The sequence below is a fragment of the Nitrogeniibacter aestuarii genome, assembly GCF_017309585.1.
Classification (GTDB): domain Bacteria; phylum Pseudomonadota; class Gammaproteobacteria; order Burkholderiales; family Rhodocyclaceae; genus Nitrogeniibacter; species Nitrogeniibacter aestuarii.
Map to the genome: position 1 here is coordinate 175466 of NZ_CP071321.1, position 17466 is coordinate 192931.

General features: G+C 62.1%; 13 protein-coding genes and 1 tRNA gene. 9 read left to right on the top strand and 5 right to left on the bottom strand.

Going from position 1 to position 17466, the window contains the following annotated elements; genetic code table 11:
* Window positions 1-307 precede the first annotated feature (307 nt).
* Both J0W34_RS00775 and ggpS read left to right on the top strand, forming a co-directional pair.
* Window positions 308-1561, top strand: coding sequence for an MFS transporter (locus J0W34_RS00775; RefSeq protein ID WP_227818239.1), 1254 nt, complete (start codon window positions 308-310; stop codon window positions 1559-1561).
* Between the two features lie 11 nt (window positions 1562-1572).
* Complete coding sequence (ggpS, locus tag J0W34_RS00780; RefSeq protein WP_230970314.1) at window positions 1573-3870, top strand: glucosylglycerol-phosphate synthase; 2298 nt, start codon at window positions 1573-1575, stop codon at window positions 3868-3870.
* On the opposite strand, the gene J0W34_RS00785 is transcribed toward ggpS, so the two are convergent.
* The 3 genes from J0W34_RS00785 to J0W34_RS00795 are packed head-to-tail and all read right to left on the bottom strand — an operon-like array spanning window position 3854 to window position 6673.
* Window positions 3854-4099: a FeoC-like transcriptional regulator gene (locus J0W34_RS00785; protein ID WP_230970315.1), complete on the bottom strand. Its 246-nt coding sequence runs from the start codon at window positions 4097-4099 to the stop codon at window positions 3854-3856. The two genes, ggpS and J0W34_RS00785, sit on opposite strands and share 17 nt — an antisense overlap.
* 10 nt (window positions 4100-4109) lie before the next feature.
* Window positions 4110-6425 carry a Fe(2+) transporter permease subunit FeoB gene (gene feoB, locus J0W34_RS00790; RefSeq protein WP_230970316.1) on the bottom strand — a complete coding sequence of 772 codons (2316 nt, stop codon included), beginning with the start codon at window positions 6423-6425 and terminating at the stop codon, window positions 4110-4112.
* Complete coding sequence (locus J0W34_RS00795) at window positions 6425-6673, bottom strand: FeoA family protein (RefSeq protein ID WP_269144631.1); 249 nt, start codon at window positions 6671-6673, stop codon at window positions 6425-6427. The genes feoB and J0W34_RS00795 overlap by 1 nt, the downstream gene beginning before the upstream one ends.
* A 440-nt stretch (window positions 6674-7113) precedes the next feature.
* Between J0W34_RS00795 and J0W34_RS00800 the strand changes: the two genes are divergently transcribed.
* A complete protein-coding gene (locus J0W34_RS00800) occupies window positions 7114-7722 on the top strand; it encodes a hypothetical protein (protein ID WP_230970317.1) in 609 nt (202 codons plus the stop codon).
* A gap of 10 nt (window positions 7723-7732) precedes the next feature.
* On the opposite strand, the gene J0W34_RS00805 is transcribed toward J0W34_RS00800, so the two are convergent.
* Together J0W34_RS00805 and rtcR are read right to left on the bottom strand one after the other, a co-directional pair.
* Complete coding sequence (locus J0W34_RS00805) at window positions 7733-9595, bottom strand: M48 family metallopeptidase (RefSeq protein WP_230970318.1); 1863 nt, start codon at window positions 9593-9595, stop codon at window positions 7733-7735.
* Between the two features lie 96 nt (window positions 9596-9691).
* A complete protein-coding gene (rtcR, locus tag J0W34_RS00810) occupies window positions 9692-11338 on the bottom strand; it encodes an RNA repair transcriptional activator RtcR (RefSeq protein ID WP_230970319.1) in 1647 nt (548 codons plus the stop codon).
* 336 nt (window positions 11339-11674) lie between these two features.
* Here rtcR and J0W34_RS00815 point away from each other — a divergent pair.
* From J0W34_RS00815 to J0W34_RS00840, 6 genes are all read left to right on the top strand, one after another.
* A tRNA-OTHER gene (locus tag J0W34_RS00815) sits at window positions 11675-11747 on the top strand.
* 548 nt (window positions 11748-12295) lie between these two features.
* A complete protein-coding gene (locus J0W34_RS00820) occupies window positions 12296-13444 on the top strand; it encodes a slipin family protein (protein ID WP_230970320.1) in 1149 nt (382 codons plus the stop codon).
* A 338-nt stretch (window positions 13445-13782) separates the two neighbouring features.
* On the top strand, window positions 13783-14190 hold the full coding sequence (locus J0W34_RS00825; RefSeq protein WP_230970321.1) for a zinc-ribbon domain containing protein: 408 nt from the start codon (window positions 13783-13785) through the stop codon (window positions 14188-14190).
* The gene (locus J0W34_RS00830; RefSeq protein WP_230970322.1) at window positions 14187-15422 is read left to right on the top strand and encodes an RtcB family protein; all 1236 of its coding nucleotides are present in this window, start codon (window positions 14187-14189) and stop codon (window positions 15420-15422) included. The genes J0W34_RS00825 and J0W34_RS00830 overlap by 4 nt, the downstream gene beginning before the upstream one ends.
* 30 nt (window positions 15423-15452) lie before the next feature.
* Window positions 15453-16817, top strand: coding sequence for an AAA family ATPase (locus tag J0W34_RS00835; protein WP_227818248.1), 1365 nt, complete (start codon window positions 15453-15455; stop codon window positions 16815-16817).
* Window positions 16818-16952: 135 nt separating this feature from the next.
* The gene (locus J0W34_RS00840; protein ID WP_230970323.1) at window positions 16953-17393 is read left to right on the top strand and encodes a hypothetical protein; all 441 of its coding nucleotides are present in this window, start codon (window positions 16953-16955) and stop codon (window positions 17391-17393) included.
* Window positions 17394-17466: the final 73 nt, after the last annotated feature.

Consider the following 17466-nt stretch of genomic DNA (forward strand, 5'->3'; position numbering starts at 1 on the left):
GTTCTGTGACATCCATATGGAGGCATTGCCTACGGGATGAACGCAGGGTATGTAGGATAAGACCGATTGTGCATTGCACCAAACCCGGTACAATGTTCCTACAAAACTAATTTGCGTTCCAGCGTTGGCCGGTGATCCCGGCACTGCAGTTCGATCGGACAGGAACGCGCGCGGGTTGTGCTCACAGAGCAGCCCATTTGGTGATCGCGTAAGCGCGCACTGGTCACGTCGATCGTGTCTGCGTGCCTTTGTCCGGTCGAGGTCGCGGTGGTTGATCCACCTGGTCGAAGCTGACGCCTGGAGAAACATGCTTCCGGTTGTCGCTCGTATCTTGGCGCTGCTCTCAGGGACGATCCTCTTGCTTTTGGGGGTCGGCCTGCTCAATACGCTCCTCGTGCTTCGCGGGGCGCTCGAAGGCTTTTCCGACAGCATCCTCGGCCTCATGGGGTCGAGTTATTTCGCTGGCTTCCTTGTCGGCACCTTGCTGGTGCCGCGTCTTATCAAACGAATCGGCCACATTCGTGGCTTTGCATTCTTCACTGCGGCGGTCGGTGCGGCCGTGCTCGGTCATCTCATGGTGATCGACCCCTGGGTGTGGATTGCACTGCGCGTCATTGCTGGGGCCGCTATCGTCGGGCTCTACATCGTGATCGAGAGCTGGCTGTCCAGTGATGCGGGTGAAGCGCTACGCGGGCGGGTGTTCGCGGTGTACATGGTGTGTAACCTGGGCGCCCTGGCGGCGGCGCAACAGTTGCTGAATGTGGATGCGCCTTCCGGTTACTTGCTGTTCGTGATTGCGGCGTTTTTCGTGAGTCTGGCGGCCATGCCGGTGTCGGCGACACGTTTGCCGCCGCCCGAACTGCCCAGCGGCGAACGCATGACACTACTGGCCTGTTATCGTAAGGCGCCGGTCGCGGTCACCACAGGCGTGTTGTCGGGGCTGGCCATGGGCGCTTTCTGGAGTCTGGGCGCCGTTTATGTCGGCCGCCTCGGGGCGGACGAGACGGTCGCGGCCGATTTCATGACGGCGGCGATTCTGGGCGGCGTCGCCCTTCAATGGCCCATTGGCCACTTTTCTGACGGTAACGACCGCCGCCGTACGCTGGTGGTGGTGGCCCTGATCACTGCGGCGGCTTCGGCGGGCATGCTGATGGTCGGGGCGGATTACTGGCTCATGCTCGCAGCCACGTTTGCCTTTGGCGGTGTGGCGTTTTCTCTGTACCCGATTGCGGTCGCTCACCTCGTCGACCACCTGCGAGCCGAAGAAATTCTCAGCGGCAGCGCATCTTTACTACTCTTTCATGGAGGCGGCGCCGCGGTCGGTCCGATGATCGCCGGGGCGCTGATGAGCCATCTGGGGCCCATGGCCCTGCCGATTCACTTCATGGTGATGACCCTGCTGCTGGCGGGCATTGCCTTCTGGCACACGCGCCGACGTGCCGACGTCATCGTCGATGAGCCGGCCGTGTTCGTGCCCATGGTGCGTACCTCTCAGGGTGCGCTGGACATGATGGCGGCGGACCATGCGACCGCAGCCAGTACAGAAACCCACGCCAATTGAGGATAACAACGATGATTCTTGCAACCGATCTGGATGGTACTTTTCTGGCGGGCGACCCCGAAAACCGCGCCCGCCTGTATCAGCTCATCAACAACCACCCCGAGATCACGCTGGTCTTCGTGACCGGCCGGGGGCTCGAAGTGGTCATGCCCCTGCTCGATGACCCCACCATCCCTCAACCCGATTTCATCATCTGCGACGTGGGTGCCACCGTCGTCGAAGGTACGCATCTGCAGTCGGTGGAGCCGATCCAGTCGTCGATCGATGCCATCTGGCCCGGTCAGCACGTCGTTGCCGAACAGGTGGCCGACATCCCCGGCATTCGTCGCCAGAAGATTCCGCAGCAGCGCCGCTGCTCGTACTTCTGCGATGCAGAGGCGGTCACCGACGAGCTGCGCAAGCGGGTCGAGGCACTGGGTTGCGAGTTGCTGTATTCGGCCGACAAGTATCTGGACGTGCTGCCCAAAGGGATCAACAAGGGCAACACGCTGGTTCAGCTGGTCGATCTGCTCGAAGTGCCGCGGGACGAGGTGATTGTCGCCGGCGATACGCTGAACGATCTGTCCATGTTCGAGGTGGGCCTGTTCGGGGTGGCCGTGGGCGAGTCAGAACAAGGCCTGCTCGACGCCACCCGCGACCGCTCCAAGATCCTTCACGCCAAGCACACTGGCTGTGGCGGCATTCTCGAAGCCTTGTCGCACTTCGGCTTCCTGGGCCAGGGGGCGGTGGCCGCCGAGCTGGCCGAGCTGTCCAAGCCAGGGCGCTCAGAGCTGGTGATGGTGTATCACCGCCTGCCCTACGAAGAAACCTGGGAGAACGGCGAGCTGGTGCGTCGTCGGCCCACGTCCCCCAACGGCATCATGCCGACGCTGTTCTCGTTCTTCAAAGGCGGCAAGCGCGGCGCCTGGGTGGCCTGGTCCATCCACGACCCCGAGAGCGGCCGCCCTTTTGAAACCCACACCGTGGTGGATCGCAAGGAATTCCCGGGCCTGGTGGCGGCGCGCGTAGCGCTCACCAAGAACGACGTGGACGTCTTCTACAAGCGTTTTTCCAAGGAAGCCTTCTGGCCGACGCTGCATACCTTCTGGGAGCGCGCGCACTTCCGCGAGGAAGACTGGGAGGTGTTTCTCAAGGTGAACCGCATGTTCGCCGAGCGCACTGCGGCCGAGGCCGCCGAGGGCGCGCTGGTGTGGCTGCATGACTACAACCTGTGGATGGTGCCGGCCTTCCTGCGCGAGTTCCGCCCCGATCTGCGTATCGCCTTCTTCCACCACACCTACTTCCCGTCTGCCGATGTGTTCAACGTGCTGCCGTGGCGCCGCGAGATCATCGGCAGCCTGATGCAGTGCGACTACATCGGCTTCCATATCCCGCGTCAGGTGGAGAACTTCATCGATGCCGCGCAGGGGGTGCTGCCGGTCAAGGTGGTCGAGCGCAAGGCCAGTGCGCCACGCTTCCGCACCTATGGCTGCGCGGTGGGCGTGGACACCTACGCCACCACAATCGAGGTGCACAATCGCCGCATCGGGCTGGGCGCCCACCCGGTCGGGCTCGACGTGGGCCGCATCGAGAAGATTCTGGCCGAGCAGTCGACCCAGAAGCGTATGGAAGCCTTGCGGGCCGAGCTGGCGGGCAAGCGCATGGTGCTGTCGGTGGAGCGCCTGGACTACACCAAGGGCACGCTGCAGAAGATCGAGGCCTTTGAGCGCCTGCTTGAAAAGCATCCCGAGTTCCACGGCAAGGTCACCCTGGTGACTGTGTGTGTGCCGGCGGCCAAGGAAATGACCATCTACCAGCAGTTGCAGGAGCAGATCGAGCGCGCCGTGGGGCGGGTCAACGGCCGTTTCTCCACCGTGGGCTGGACGCCGCTGCAGTTCTTCTTCCGTCCGCTGCCCTTCGAAGAGGTGGTGAGCTACTACGCCATGGCCGACGTCATGTGGATCACCCCATTGCGCGATGGCCTCAACCTGGTGGCCAAGGAATACGTCGCCACGCAGGGCCTCACCAACGGCAAGGGCACCCTGGTGCTGTCCGAGTTTGCCGGCGTGGCGGCCGAGCTGCATGGCACCTTGCTCACCAATCCGCACGACCCGGCCGATCTGGAAGACAAGATCTACCTGGGGCTGACCATGAGTGGTTCGAATGGCGACCCGGCCGGGCGCATCCGTCAGCAGTTCGGCATCGTCCAGCACAACGATGTGCACGCCTGGGGGCAGGAGTTCATGGAGGCGGTCAAGGCGGTGGATACCACCCCGCTGGAAGACCGTGAAGAGCCTGCGATGGCATCCGAACTCAGCGGTGTAAGCTGACCGGCGACTCGCCAGGAGCGCCCCAGGCATAGACCTCCAGGGCGTCGTGGTCGCATTTGCAGCAATCGCCGCAGGTCTGGGCCGGGAGCTTGTGCACCCGGCCTTTTCTTTCGAGGGTCTCGAGCATGGCGCGCAGGGCGTCGGGCGCCATGCCCAGTTTGAGTGAGAGGTCCTGAACGCTCGCGCGCTGATGTTCGCGCAGCACATCCCGAAGCTTGTTGATCAGCATTGCCGGCCCCTCAAGTGCTGGATGCCACGGCAGGCGCGGCAAGACGTTTGCCCTGGTGGCGCAGGGCGAGGAAGACCGCGCCGATCGCCACGACCACGATGCCCACCTCGGTGGCAGAGCGGCTGGGATGCTGGGCAAAGGTGGCCAACTGGTAGTACAGGGTGGCCAGCCCGTAGGCCAGCCCGGTGGTCCACAACGACACAAAGCTCGCCCAGCGACCGCCCGCTTCCTGGTAAATGGCCGCCACGGTGGCGCTGCACGGCATGTAGAGCAGGATGAACAGCAAATAGGCGAAGGCCCCGGCCGCGCCGTCAAACCGGGCGGCCATGGCACCGAAAGTGCCGACCGACACGGCTTGTTCGGCCGCTGTTGCCTCGGTATCGCTCAGATCGCCCACGCTCACCCCCAGCGGATCGGTCCAGCCGCCCAGGGCATCCATGAGGTTGACCGGGATGGTTTCGGCCGCAGCGACGAGACCGCCCCAGACGCTGAACGGCGCAGCCTCGGTCTCCGGCGCGTCCTGCTGGGCCAGTGCGGTATAGGCCGCATCCAGCGTCCCGACCACGGCCTCTTTGGCAAGCACGCCGGTGACGATGCCCACGGCCGCTGGCCAGTTGTCCTCATGCAGACCCATCGGGGCAAACACCGGGCTCACCGCGCGACCCACTTCGGCCAGCACCGACCTGTCGCTGTTGTCATTGCCGAAGCTGCCATCGGTGCCCACGTTGTTGAGCAGGGTGATGACCAGCACCATGGGCACGATCACGCGACCGGCACCGACGACAAAGCTCTTGAGCCGCGACCAGGTGTGGATCATCACGCCCTTGGCGGTGGGCAGGTGGTAGGGCGGCAGCTCCATGATGTAGGGCGCGCTTTCGCCCGACAGCAAGGTGCGCTTGAGCGCCAGCCCGGTGATCACCGCCGCGGCGATGCCGATCAGGTAGAGGGCAAACACCACGTTCTGCGCGCCCTGCGGGAAGAACGCCGCGGCGAACAGCACATATACCGGCAGGCGCGCCCCGCAGGACATGAAGGGCACCATGGCCATGGTCATCAGGCGATCGCGTTTGCGCTCCAGCGTGCGGGTGGACATCACCGCCGGCACGTTGCAGCCGAAACCCACGATCAGCGGCACGAAGGACTTGCCCGGCAGGCCCATCCAGTTCATCAGCCGGTCCATCACGAACGCGGCGCGGGCCATGTATCCCGAGTCTTCCAGCACTGACAGGAACAGGTACAGGCAGGCGATCACCGGGATGAAGGTCGCCACGGTCTGAACACCGCCACCCACGCCATTGGCCACCAGCACGGTGAGCCACTGGGGCATGTTCATGGCCGCCATGATGTGGCCGAGGCCGTCGACCATGAGCGTGCCCACGGCCATGTCGAAGAAATCGATGAAGGCGCTGCCGATGTTGATGGTGAACATGAACATCAGGTACATCACGCCCAGGAAGATGGGAATGCCGAGCACCCGGTTGAGCACCACGCGGTCAATGCGCGCCGTGGTGTCCCGTGGGACTTCGCCGATCACGCGCACCGCGTTGCCGGCAATGGCGTTCGCGAGGGTGTAGCGCGCATCGGCGACGAGGATGTCCACATCATCGTTCAGTTCGGCCTGCAGCCTGCGCGCGCGCTCGGCACCCACGGGCCCGACGGCCTGCATGGCCAGATCGTCGCCTTCGAGCAGACGTACCGACAACCAGCGCGCCGACACATGGGTGTCGAGGGCCGCGGGCAGCGCGAGCGGCTCGAGTTGCGCCATGGCCGTGGCCAGGCTGGCTTCGTAAGTGACGTCGGCGGTGGCCCTGGGCAGGCGGACAAGCGCATCGTGAATGGCCAGGCGGAGTCGATCAATGCCGTCGCCTTGTGCCGCGCTGGCCAGCACCACCGGTACGCCCAGTGACTTCTCCAGTGCATCCGGATCGAGGGCCAGGCCCTTGGCCCGCGCCACATCGGTCATGTTGAGCACCAGCAGCATGGGCACGCCCATTTCGGCCAGCTCGATGGTGAGATACAGGTTGCGCTCCAGATTGGAGGCATCGACCACGTTGACGATCAGACTCGCCTCGTTGGCGTGGATGTAGTCCCGCGCCAGTTTTTCATCGAGCGACACCTCGCCATCGACCACATCCAGCGAGTAGGTGCCGGGCAGATCGACCACTTCAACCGCCTGACCCGTGAAGCGGTATTCACCGTGCTTGCGCTCGACCGTCACGCCGGGCCAGTTGCCCACATGCTGGCGGGCGCCGGTCAGCGCGTTGAAGACGGTGGTCTTGCCGCAGTTGGGGTTGCCCACCAGGGCGATGGTCTGGCGTTGTTGCATCACAACTTCTCCACTTCCAGCGCGTCGGCCTCGTCCTTGCGCAGCGACAGCGCCGAGCCGCGCACGCGGATTTCCACCGGATCGCCCATGGGGGCGACGCGCACCACCGTGAACGGGGTGCCCGGAGTGAGGCCCATGGACAGGAGCTTGCGACGATAGGCCTTGCCGGTCGGATTAAAGCCGGCGATCTTCGCCTGGTCGCCAACCGCAAGGTGCTTGAGCATCATCGTCATGTCGCTGGAAATCATCAGGGTCTCGAGTGTAAGTGAAAATTATTCCTATTTGCACTTCGATTAACTTGCGCTGGATCAATCTTTCCGGAAATTCTCGCAAGGACGGCAAGGGCTCCCGCAAGAACAGGGCCATGGCGGGTTCATCCAGAGGGTCGTGTCCGGCCGACTCGACTAAGTGCTTGGATAGGCAGCGTTTTGACCTGGTGTTGGGGGCGCGGTTTGGGTGGGGGTGTGCTCGGCCGTGTGTGTCGGGTTTGCGACATCCCGCGCTCGCTTGTCTCGGCGGCGATAGCGGTCTGGCGGCGTGCCGGCCGATGTCGGGAATTTTGACACCGGGCGCTCGTTGCTTGAAAGAATGCGGCTCAAAGAGGGCTTTGATGCCGTTGGCCTGATGTGTGCTTGCGACTGATTGACGCATCAACTCCCGTCAGTCACACAGTCACGAGGTCGGAAGAATGAGAAATCTGTTGTTTGCAGCGGTGCTGCTGATGTCCGGGGCGGCCCATGCGGCATTGCTCGGCACCACCGTTACCGCGACCGGGACATATTCGAACCCGCTGGGTCTGGTCAATGACGGATTCATCCCCCCCGAAACGACGCCCTGGGCCAGCGGGACCAACGTGTTCTGGAGCGACGGGGGCAACAACACCGTTCGATTCGTTTTCGACCTGGGCGCTGATTTTCTGGTCAGGGATATTCTCGTGTCGGTGGACAACAATGACGCCTATCGCGCGCAGTACTCGACAGACGCGTCGAACTGGACCGATCTGTTCATCATCCCGAGTGCCGGGGGTGAGATTTCCCCGATCCAGGGAGGCCTGGATACCCTGACCAGCGAGGCCGCATCGCTCGAATATCTGCCCGCCATGGACTTCGCCGGGCAGATCGCGCGCTACATTTCGTTCGAGGCGATTGGCGGCGACAGCAGCTACGCGCTGGCTGAATTGCAGATCTTCGGCGACGAATTGCCGGTTGACCGCCCGGTGCCGGCGCCCGGCACCGCATTGCTGCTGGCGGCTGGCCTGGCCGCGATGCGTTTTTCCCGCCAGCGCCGGGGGCGCTGAGTCCCGCAGCTCACATCACGCGAGCGCCGCGTTTCCAGAAGAACTTGCTGCCGAACTGCTTGTTGTCGCCGTCCACGCAGATCACGATGGTTTCATCCGGCAGTTCAACGGTCTCGAGGATGCGGCGCTGAATGTCTTCTGCACGATCCCGGTTGTGGCGCCGAAGGGCGCCGGTGATGCTGAACCCCAGCACGTAGAGCGGTCGGTCGGGCTGGTGCCGGACGCGCTTGCGCAGCAGATAGGCCTTGCGCACGCCGCCGATGCCTGACAGTTGTTCGCGCAAGCGTGCGAGTTGCGCGTCCGGCAATTCATGGCGCTCGAAGGTGTCGTCCAGACGCACCTCGTTACGCTCCTTGTTCGCCAGGTACTCAAGTTCGCTGCGTTCCACCAGGCGCTCGTGCCAGGCGTCGGCTTCCTCTTTCCGGCCGTGTCGCCAGTGGTAGTCGCGCAAGGCTTCGCTGCCGGGGGCGATGGCAGCCTCATCCACGGTCATGGCGCGTTCGATCAGTGGCTGCCCGCCATCATCGTCGCGGTCGAGCAGGCGGGTGCCTACCGAATAGAGCACGACCGGGTCGTCCGGGACGCGTTCGAGCAGCGCCCTGAGTTGTGCCAGCGCGCCATCGGCATCGTCGCCGATGCTTTCGGTCAGTCGCGCCCGCTCCAGCGCCTCGTCCCGGGGGAGCGGGGCCTCGGTCTGCGCGCGCTCATCCAGTGCCGCCAAACGGGCACGCCCTTCCTGGACCTCGCGGTAGCGCTCGTCCCATGACGGGGCGATGGCCTCTCGCCACTGGTGGTCGAAGGCCTCCGTGATCGGCTCGAGTGCATCGCCAAGCAGGCGGTCGGCCGAGGTGCCGTCAGTTGGCGGGGCCAGCCTTGGCTGGGCGTCGAAGGCGGCCAGGCGGTCCTTGAGCGCCGGGTGCGTGTCGCCCGAGCCGGTCTGGCGGGCCATGGCCTGTTCGAGCCAGCTGCGGGTCGAGTCTGCATCCACATCGTCGACAAAGTGCCGACCCATGCCGGTGTACGGCAGGACATTGGGCTGCGCCTGATCGTCGGCCTGGCGGTGCAGTTGCGGCCAGAAGCGTTCGGACAGATAGCTGCTCATGACCTCGACGCCGGTCAGTGCCTCGGCGGCGGCCTCTGGCGACGTCAAACGCACGGCCGTGGCGTCCGCCTGATATTCGTTGGCACGCGCCATCGGGAATGAATAGGCGGTGAAATACGGGACGAAACGGTTGAGGAAGGGCTTGAACAGAAATCCGCCCCGGCTCTCAGTGGCTTCGAGCACATCCACCAGTCGCGCCCAGCGCAGCCGCTGGCGGTAGATCCAGTTCGACACCCGTCCGTGACCCCGGGCCAGGTGGCCGAATTCATGTGCCAGCACGGCCTTGAACTGTTCGACACTGAGCGACTTCATCAGCGGCAGGCCGATCAGCAGATAGTTGCGTGGCCAGCCGAAGACGCCCAGTCGCGGTGACTGAACCACGCCTGCGTTGAAGTCGTCGGTGACCAGCACGTGATGAAAGCGGGGGGCGTCGAGGTCTCGACGCAGGGCTTCGATCATGGCGAACAGTTCAGGACTGTCCTGGGCGGTGACTTCGGTGCCGGTCGGCGGCGGGATCTTGACCCACAAAGCCTTGATCACCATCCACAGAAAGATGCCGACGATGAAGATCAGCTTGATCGCCAAGGCCTTGAGCACGGCCACGGAGGCAACCAGGCCGACCAGCAGCGCCACGATCAACAGCAGGATGCCCATGACGTAAGCGTTACCCAGAGCCGCCAGTCCGAGCACGCGCGCCGTGTAGGCCCCGGGGCGGGTGTGCGCGTCGTTTTCGAGGCGTGCGACCAGTGCGTCGAATTCATCACGTGTCATGGTGGTCACCATTCAGTGCGCTTGAAATGCCGGGCAGCCTAGCATGGCGTTTGCATGATCCGTGAGGAAAAATGCCTCAAGTCGCCGAGCGGCCGGTCACGGCGTCTGCCCGGTGTTTGCGGGGCCTTGAGCGATGTCGGACCAGGCCAGCTCGAACTTCGCCAGATACTTGCGCAGGCGGTCGGCGTCGTTGACCACCTTCCGCTCGGTGCGCGAGATGTCGAACAGCTGTCGGCCGGCCTCCGACAGGCTCTTGCAGCGACGGCATTCGGCCACTACTGCGGCCAGTTGAAGCCGGTCGAAACGATCGAGCGCATCGAGCCGATCCCCCAGCAGGGCGCGCAGACCGGCGGCGTCCGTCTCGCCGGCCTCCACCGCCCACGCGTGTCTGAGGCGCTCGATTTCCTCTGCCACAATCGCCTCGTTGATCCGCCCGGCATCCGCCAGGGTCGCCATACGCGTGACCGAGGCCGACAGCTCGCGAAAGTTGCCGCTCCAGCGCGCCTCGGGCGAGGTGGCAAAGCGCAGCCAGGCGCGTTTGGCCTCCACGTTGAAGCGCACTGCCTTGCCCAGTTCGCGGGCATGGCGCTCGAGTTCGAAATCCAGGTTGGGTTCGATGTCCTCGACCCGTTCGGCCAGGCCCGGCAGGGGGAAGGTCCACAGGTTGATCCGGGCATAGAGGTCTTCGCGGAATTTGCCCTCGCGCACCCATTGGCGCAGGTCGCGGTGGGTGCCGGCGATGAGCATGAAGTCGCTGCTCACCTCGGTGTCGCCGCCAAAGGGAAAGAAGTGCTTCTCTTCAATCGCCTTGAGCAGCATCGCCTGCTCGTCCAGGCCCAGCTCGCCGATTTCGTCCAGAAACAGCATGCCGTCGTGGGCCGCCCGCAGCAGGCCGGCGCGCTCGGTCTGCGCACCGGTAAAAGCCCCCTTCACATGGCCGAACAGGGCCGACATGGCCATGTCGCCGCGCAGGGTGGCGCAGTTCACCTCAACAAATCGCCCCTTCACCTGGTGACGGCGCTGGCGCAGTTCGAAAATGCGTCGTGCCAGAAAGCTCTTGCCCGCGCCGGTGGGCCCTACCAGCAGCACCGGCGCGGTGGAGCGCACCGCCACCTTCTCGATCTGCTCGATGGTGCGGTTGAAGGTGGCGTTGCGGGTGGCGATACCGCTCTTGAGGAAAGAGACGGTCTCCTCCGCCTCGCGGGCAAAGCGGGTGGCAATGGCGTCGTAGCGGGACAGATCCAGATCGATGACGGTGTGGGTGCCGCGCACGTCGCGGGGTTCGCCTTCGTTGGCCTCAGTGCGGCGCTTGCGCGGTGGCGCGGTCTGAAGCAGCCGCGCGGGCAGATAGTGCGCCTCGGTGAGCAGAAACCAGCAGATCTGCGCCACATGGGTGCCGGTGGTGATGTGGACGAGGTAGTCCTCGGCCTCGGTGTCGAAGGCATAGCCACGGGCGAAATCGTGCAGCGCGCCGTAAACCTCGCCGAAGTCCCACGGGTCGCGCAGCTCGATCTCCACCGAGCGCACCTCCGTCGCGGGCGACACCTCGGCAATGTCGAGCTTCACCTTGCTGGCCAGCCCCCGATTGCGGGCGTCGTGGATCAACTCGAGCCGATGCACCGGCAGGCCGTCCTGCTGGCACAGCCCCACCGTGGGTCGCCATTTCTGCCAGCGTTGCTGCCCCCGGCCACCGTAGTCGAGCACGGTGCCGAGAAAGCCGATCACGACGTTCTTGCGGTTCATGAGTTTCGCCAGAAAGATAAAAAACTAGCCATTTGTATCTGATTTTAGCGACCGTGTTAAGCGCGTACATGACGAATGGCAATGCCGATAAAAAATTTTGTCTATTGAAAACATGAGTTTGCGATCTTTTTGAATCCTCTGTCGTATTTCTGGCACGCCCTTCGCAGTACAGAGATCAACCGCGGAATCACCGCTGGAGTACGGGTTGAGGTTCTGGATGCCTCGCCGGTGCGCTCCCGCCGGATGACGTTGTGTGGGGCGTATGCCGCCTCGGTGAAGAAACGGTGTGCTGGATGCGTGTTGGTACGTTGATTCAGGTTCGACTCCTGACATCCCCGTTCGGTAGCTCATTTGGATAGAGCAGCAGATTTCGATCTGTTGGTGGCGGGTTCGAATCCCGCTCGAACACCAGCCTGATTAGCTGGCATTTATTTCAAGCAGTACCCGCCGGTTGTGGCGGAAAGGGCGGCGGCCCACGCGGCCAACGCCCCGCCCGCCACCGCCGTGCCGGCCGGCCCTTGTGGCTCGCCACGGGCAGCGATGGCAACACCTGACGGGTTGGAGGGCGCTTCGGTGACTTCCACTGCCCAAAGGCCTTGCCCCCGCACCCCGAGGCGCCCCGCAGGCGGCCCGCCGGCACGGCGACAGACTGGTAGAGGGGTCATCCCTCGCCATTCGCTGGATCGCGTTGTGCTCATGGCGCTTCGCTGGAACATCTTGAGGCTCGTCGCATTGTGCGCATCTGCCTTTTGGAGGGATTCGCAGTAGCCATGAGCACAACCCTGCGGGCTCACCCCTGCTGGGCTCCATGGCCGCGTTGCGACTCCTTGACTGGGGGCCACCCAGTCTGCGTCCCCGCGCCTTGCCCTGCAGCCCAGCAGGAGTGATCGCGCCAACGAATGGCGAGGGATGACCCCTCCCGGCCACAAGCCGAAAACAGATGATTGGAGAATAAAAATGAACATGTTGTGGAAGCGATTCGTGGTGAACCAGACCCAGCGCGCGCTGTTGCTGCGCGAGGGCAACTTCGAGCGTGTGCTCGAGCCGGGTGTGCATCGTGTGATGGACCCGTTCGACCGCTACGCCATCCAGTGCTGGAGCGTGCAGGCGCCGCACTTTGATCACCCGCTGGCTGAAACCCTGCGTCGTGAGCGGGGCGCGGTGATCGAACAGTACTTCGATGTGATGGACACCAATGAAGATCAGGTGGGCCTGCGCTTCGAGAACAAGATGCTGGTCGAGATCGTGCCGCCGGGCGCCCGTCGCCTGTACTGGAAAGGCCCGGCCGAGGTGCGCTTCGAGGTGGTCGAGCTGGCCGAAGGCGCCGAGGTGCCGGCGCGTGTGGCGCGTCTGCTGAACCAGTCCAACCTGCGTAGCCGCGTGGTGACCGGGCTGGCCGGGGTGTTGAGCCTGCAAGTGCCGGCCTGGCATCTGGGTGTGCTGAAGATCGACGGCAAGGTCGAGCGCCTGCTGGAGCCTGGTTTCGTGGCCTTCTGGCGCTTCAACCGCGAGGTGAGCGTCGAGCTGGTCGATACCCGTCTGCAAACCTTGGAAGTGAGCGGGCAGGAGATCCTGACCCGCGACAAGGTCGGCCTGCGGGTGAACCTTGCCGCCACCTGGCGCTTTGCCGACGTGCTGGCTGCGTTTGCCGCCACACCGAAGCCGGTGGAGCACCTGTACCGCGAACTGCAGTTCGGTTTGCGGGCGGCGGTGGGCACCCGGTCGCTCGATGAGTTGCTGGAAAACAAGCAGCTCATCGACGAGGTGGTGAGCCAGCACCTGGCCCAGAAGCTGGCCGGGCAGGGCATCGAGGTGCATAGCGTGGGCGTGCGGGACATCGTTCTGCCGGGCGAGATGAAGACGATTCTCGCCCAGGTGGTCGAGGCGGAGAAATCCGCCCAGGCGAACGTGATCCGTCGCCGCGAAGAAACCGCCGCCACCCGCTCGCTGCTCAACACCGCCAAGGTGATGGAAGAGAACCCGACGGCCCTGCGCCTGAAGGAGCTCGAAACCCTGGAGCGTGTGGCCGAGCGTATCGACCGCATCTCGGTGTTCGGTGGCCTGGACCAGGTGCTGAACGGCCTGGTGAGCATCAAGTCCGGGTGAGATTGGGACACGGCTTCGCCCGTGTCGGCCCGGCCGGGTGCGAGGCGATGGCTTCGCACCCGTTGGGGGAGGGCTTGGCGGGGCTGAGCGCGAAATGGCGAGCGGCCGGAAATGATTGCCGATACCGGTGAAGGGTAAAACCGAAGGCTTTGGAAACGGGCGGTATTTGAGGATGCAGCTGCGGGGTCTGCGTAAGGTTCCGTACGTGGCGCGCGTTTAAAGCACTGTTTCGCACGGGTGTCATGCCCCGTGTCGGCCTATTGCGGGTTCGAGTCCCGCCAGCCCCGCCAAGCCCTTCCCGGAGGGGAAAACGTTGCCCGGATGCACGGGAGTGAAACATGAAAAGCAACAAACAACGCCGCGCCGAAATCATGGCGGCCCGACGCCAGCGCAAGCGGCTGCGGACGGTGGCGACTCAACTCGAGCAGCGCCGCGTGCCGCTCGCGGCCAACGCCCTGCCGGTGGACGCGGCCGCGCTGATGCCCACCAACAGTTACGGCGCACCCGTGTGGCAGACGCGCGGTTTCTATCTGGACCTTGCCTTCACCTGCAAGGACTGCGGTGCCGAGTGCCTGTGGACGGCGCAGCGACAGAAGTGGTGGTATGAAGTGGCCAAGGGCCACCCCGATTCCACCGCCGTGCGATGCAAACCCTGCCGCGCCAAAGAGCGCGCCAGAAAAGAGACGGCCCGCCGTGTGGCGCTGGCCGGTCTGCAAAAGAAAATGGAAGCAAAGGAACACCCATGAAGATCGAACAACAACACGATCACGACATCCTGCACGCGGGACAGGGCGCGCCCATCAAGCTGTGGACCCACGGCGTGCCGGTCGAAGACGATGCCCGCCAGCAACTCATCAACACCGCGCAGATGCCCTTCATCTACAAGCATCTGGCCGTGATGCCGGATGTGCATCTGGGCAAGGGCTCGACCATCGGCAGCGTGATCCCCACCCGTGGCGCCATCATCCCGGCGGCCGTCGGTGTGGATATCGGCTGCGGCATGATGGCCGCCCGCACCACGCTCACCGCGGCCGACCTGCCGGACAACCTGCACGGCCTGCGCACCGCCATCGAAAAGGCCGTGCCGCACGGGCGCAACATGACCCGAGGCAAGCGCGACCAGGGGAGCTGGGGTCGCCCGCCCGAGCTGGTGGATGCTTACTGGAAGGCGCTGCTGCCGGGCTTCAACCGCATTACCGAAAAGGCGCCGCGTTTGAAGAACACCAACAACCATAACCATTTGGGGACGCTCGGTACGGGCAACCACTTCATCGAAGTGTGCCTGGATGAGGCCGAGCGCGTGTGGATCATGCTGCATTCGGGTTCGCGCGGTGTGGGCAACGCCATCGGCCGCCACTACATCGAACTGGCCCAGGCCGACATGCGCCAGCACATCGCCAATCTGCCGGACCGCGACCTCGCCTACTTCGAAGAAGGCTCGCAGCACTTCGACGACTATGTCGAGGCCGTGGGCTGGGCGCAGGACTACGCCCGCAAGAACCGCGAAGTGATGATGCAGCACGTGATCGCCGCCACCCGTACCGTGATCGAAAAGCCCTTCCAGGCGGATGTGGAGGCGGTGAACTGCCACCACAACTACGTGCAGCGCGAAACCCACTTCGGGCACAAGGTGCTGGTGACGCGAAAAGGCGCTGTGTCCGCCCAGAAAGGCCAGCTCGGCATCATCCCCGGCTCCATGGGCGCACGCAGCTACATCGTGCGCGGCAAGGGCAACCCGGAGAGCTTCTGCTCATGCAGCCACGGAGCAGGACGCACCATGAGCCGCAACGCCGCCAAGAAGCGTTTCTCGATCGAAGACCAGATTCGCGCGACCGAAGGCGTGGAATGCCGCAAGGATGCATCGGTGATTGACGAAATCCCGATGGCGTATAAGGATATCGACGCCGTCATGGCCGCGCAGGACGCGCTGGTGGAGGTGGTGCACACCTTGAAGCAGGTGGTGTGTGTGAAGGGGTGATAGCTAAAATAAATTTGCTCTGGGGCTAGTATGGATAATCTGAATTATTCCGAATCTGATTTTGGTGAAAGGTTAAACAAAGTACTTTCAGCGTCAAAGCCGATAAACAGCATTGAATTTTTAAAAGGTAGAGATAGAGAGCTAGAAACCATAAAACGCGCTCTATACGCTGACGGGAGGCACGTTTTTATCTTCGGAGATCGAGGTGTCGGGAAGAGTTCACTGGGCCAAACTGCTGCGATCGCATACCAAAGTTCGGATGCAGAACCAATCTTCGTTTCGGGGTCACCTGACGATTCATTCTCATCCATAGTGGCCAACATAGTGGCGCGAGCGATTAGCAAGCCGCGTACGAAAAGCGTAAAAAATTCGAAAAAAATTTCGCTTTCTTTTAGAGGTCTTTCGATTGGTGAAGGGGAAGATGTCAGCCCAATCGATATCGAATCTAACATCCAAACAATTGGTGATGCTGTTGAACTGCTCAGGCAGGCTGGAAAAGAGCACTCAGCTAAGCCTATCATTGTAATTGACGAGTTTGATACGATTTCCAGTCTCGATGAGAGAAACAAGTTCTCATATCTTCTCAAGCAGTTGGGAGATCAAGCAGTAAACATCAAATTCATTTTTACTGGAATTGCTCGGTCTCTAGATGAATTATTAGGAGTGCATCAATCGGCGTATCGGCAACTCGAGACAGTTGAACTGCCTCGCCTTGGCTGGGACGCTCGCCGCGAAATCGTAACTTCAACTGCGGCTGCATTCAATATCACTGTGGATAACGATGTAAATTGGCGCATATGTATGGTGAGCGATGGGTATCCATACTACATACATCTTGTGTTGGAAAAGATTTTATGGGCAGCTTACATTCTAGAGCCTGATATCTCGGAGATTGGATGGGATTTGTTTCATGAAGGTTTGCACGAAGCCATTTTGGCAACAAGTGCAGAGTTGAAGCGGCCTTACGAAAAAGCGGTATTGCACAGAGAAGAATCATACGAAGATGTTGTATGGGCAACCGCTGATCATGACGATTTAATGAGGTCGTTGAATGATATGTATGAATCGTACAGATTGGTTGTAGAAAAAAGGAATGATGCGCGCGAAGTTTTAGACCGGGGGAGATTTTCCGCGCTGGTGCGTAAGCTCAAAGACGCAAGCTACGGTTCTGTACTTACAAGTGTTGAGTCGCGTAAAGGCTGGTATTCCTACAGAGAAAAAATGCTACGCGGATTCGTTCGAATGCAAGCGCACGTTAACGGTGTCGAGTTGACTGGTGATCGACCAACGCCGAGACAGACGCAGCACGTTGGGAACGCGCGAAAGGGTTACAAAGGCGCAGCTTTGCCGCGCGGTGTTCGCCAGCGTTCAAAAATCGGAAGTTGGGACGATTGAAAGCGGTGTTGCGAAACAGGGGGCAGACCTCGGTATTTAACTTAATTAGCCAGGTTCGAATGTTGAGCGCCTAAAACCGAGCTCTGCCCCCTATTTCGGCTTGTGTGAAGGGGTGAGAGTTTCTGAGGGTTATGAATGCACGTACTAAAAGAGGGTAAAGAAGCGTTCCTTGAGTTCTTGAGAAATTTGACGCCGCAAGCTTTGCTTTTGGGTATAGCATTGGTCTCGGGGCGCAATCTCACGCTCACGTGCTGCTACCCAGAAAATGCGGCACAAACTCTTGCGGCGTTCGGATTCGGTGGGCTCGCTCTGCTTGCAGCATGGTCGAGTTCAGCTCTATTTATTGAAAAATACTTCGTTGCAGCTGACGATATGGAGGGAATTTCGCTGCAACTTAAGCGGGATGGATTAGTCGGAATTAATTATATGAAAGAGCTACTCAAACACGCATGCCGAAGACACAAAATTCTTTTCGTTGAGGCAATTTTCATTGTTTTCGTAGTTGAGTTCGCGATTGCAGCAGTATTTGTAGTGGCAATTGCAAATGCAGCGGGAATTGTTCGACTAATGAAATAGCCCGCGTAGGGCGCATTAACCGAAGGCCAATGCGCCGCATGTCTTCCGCGAAGCGTCTTCGACTCGACATACC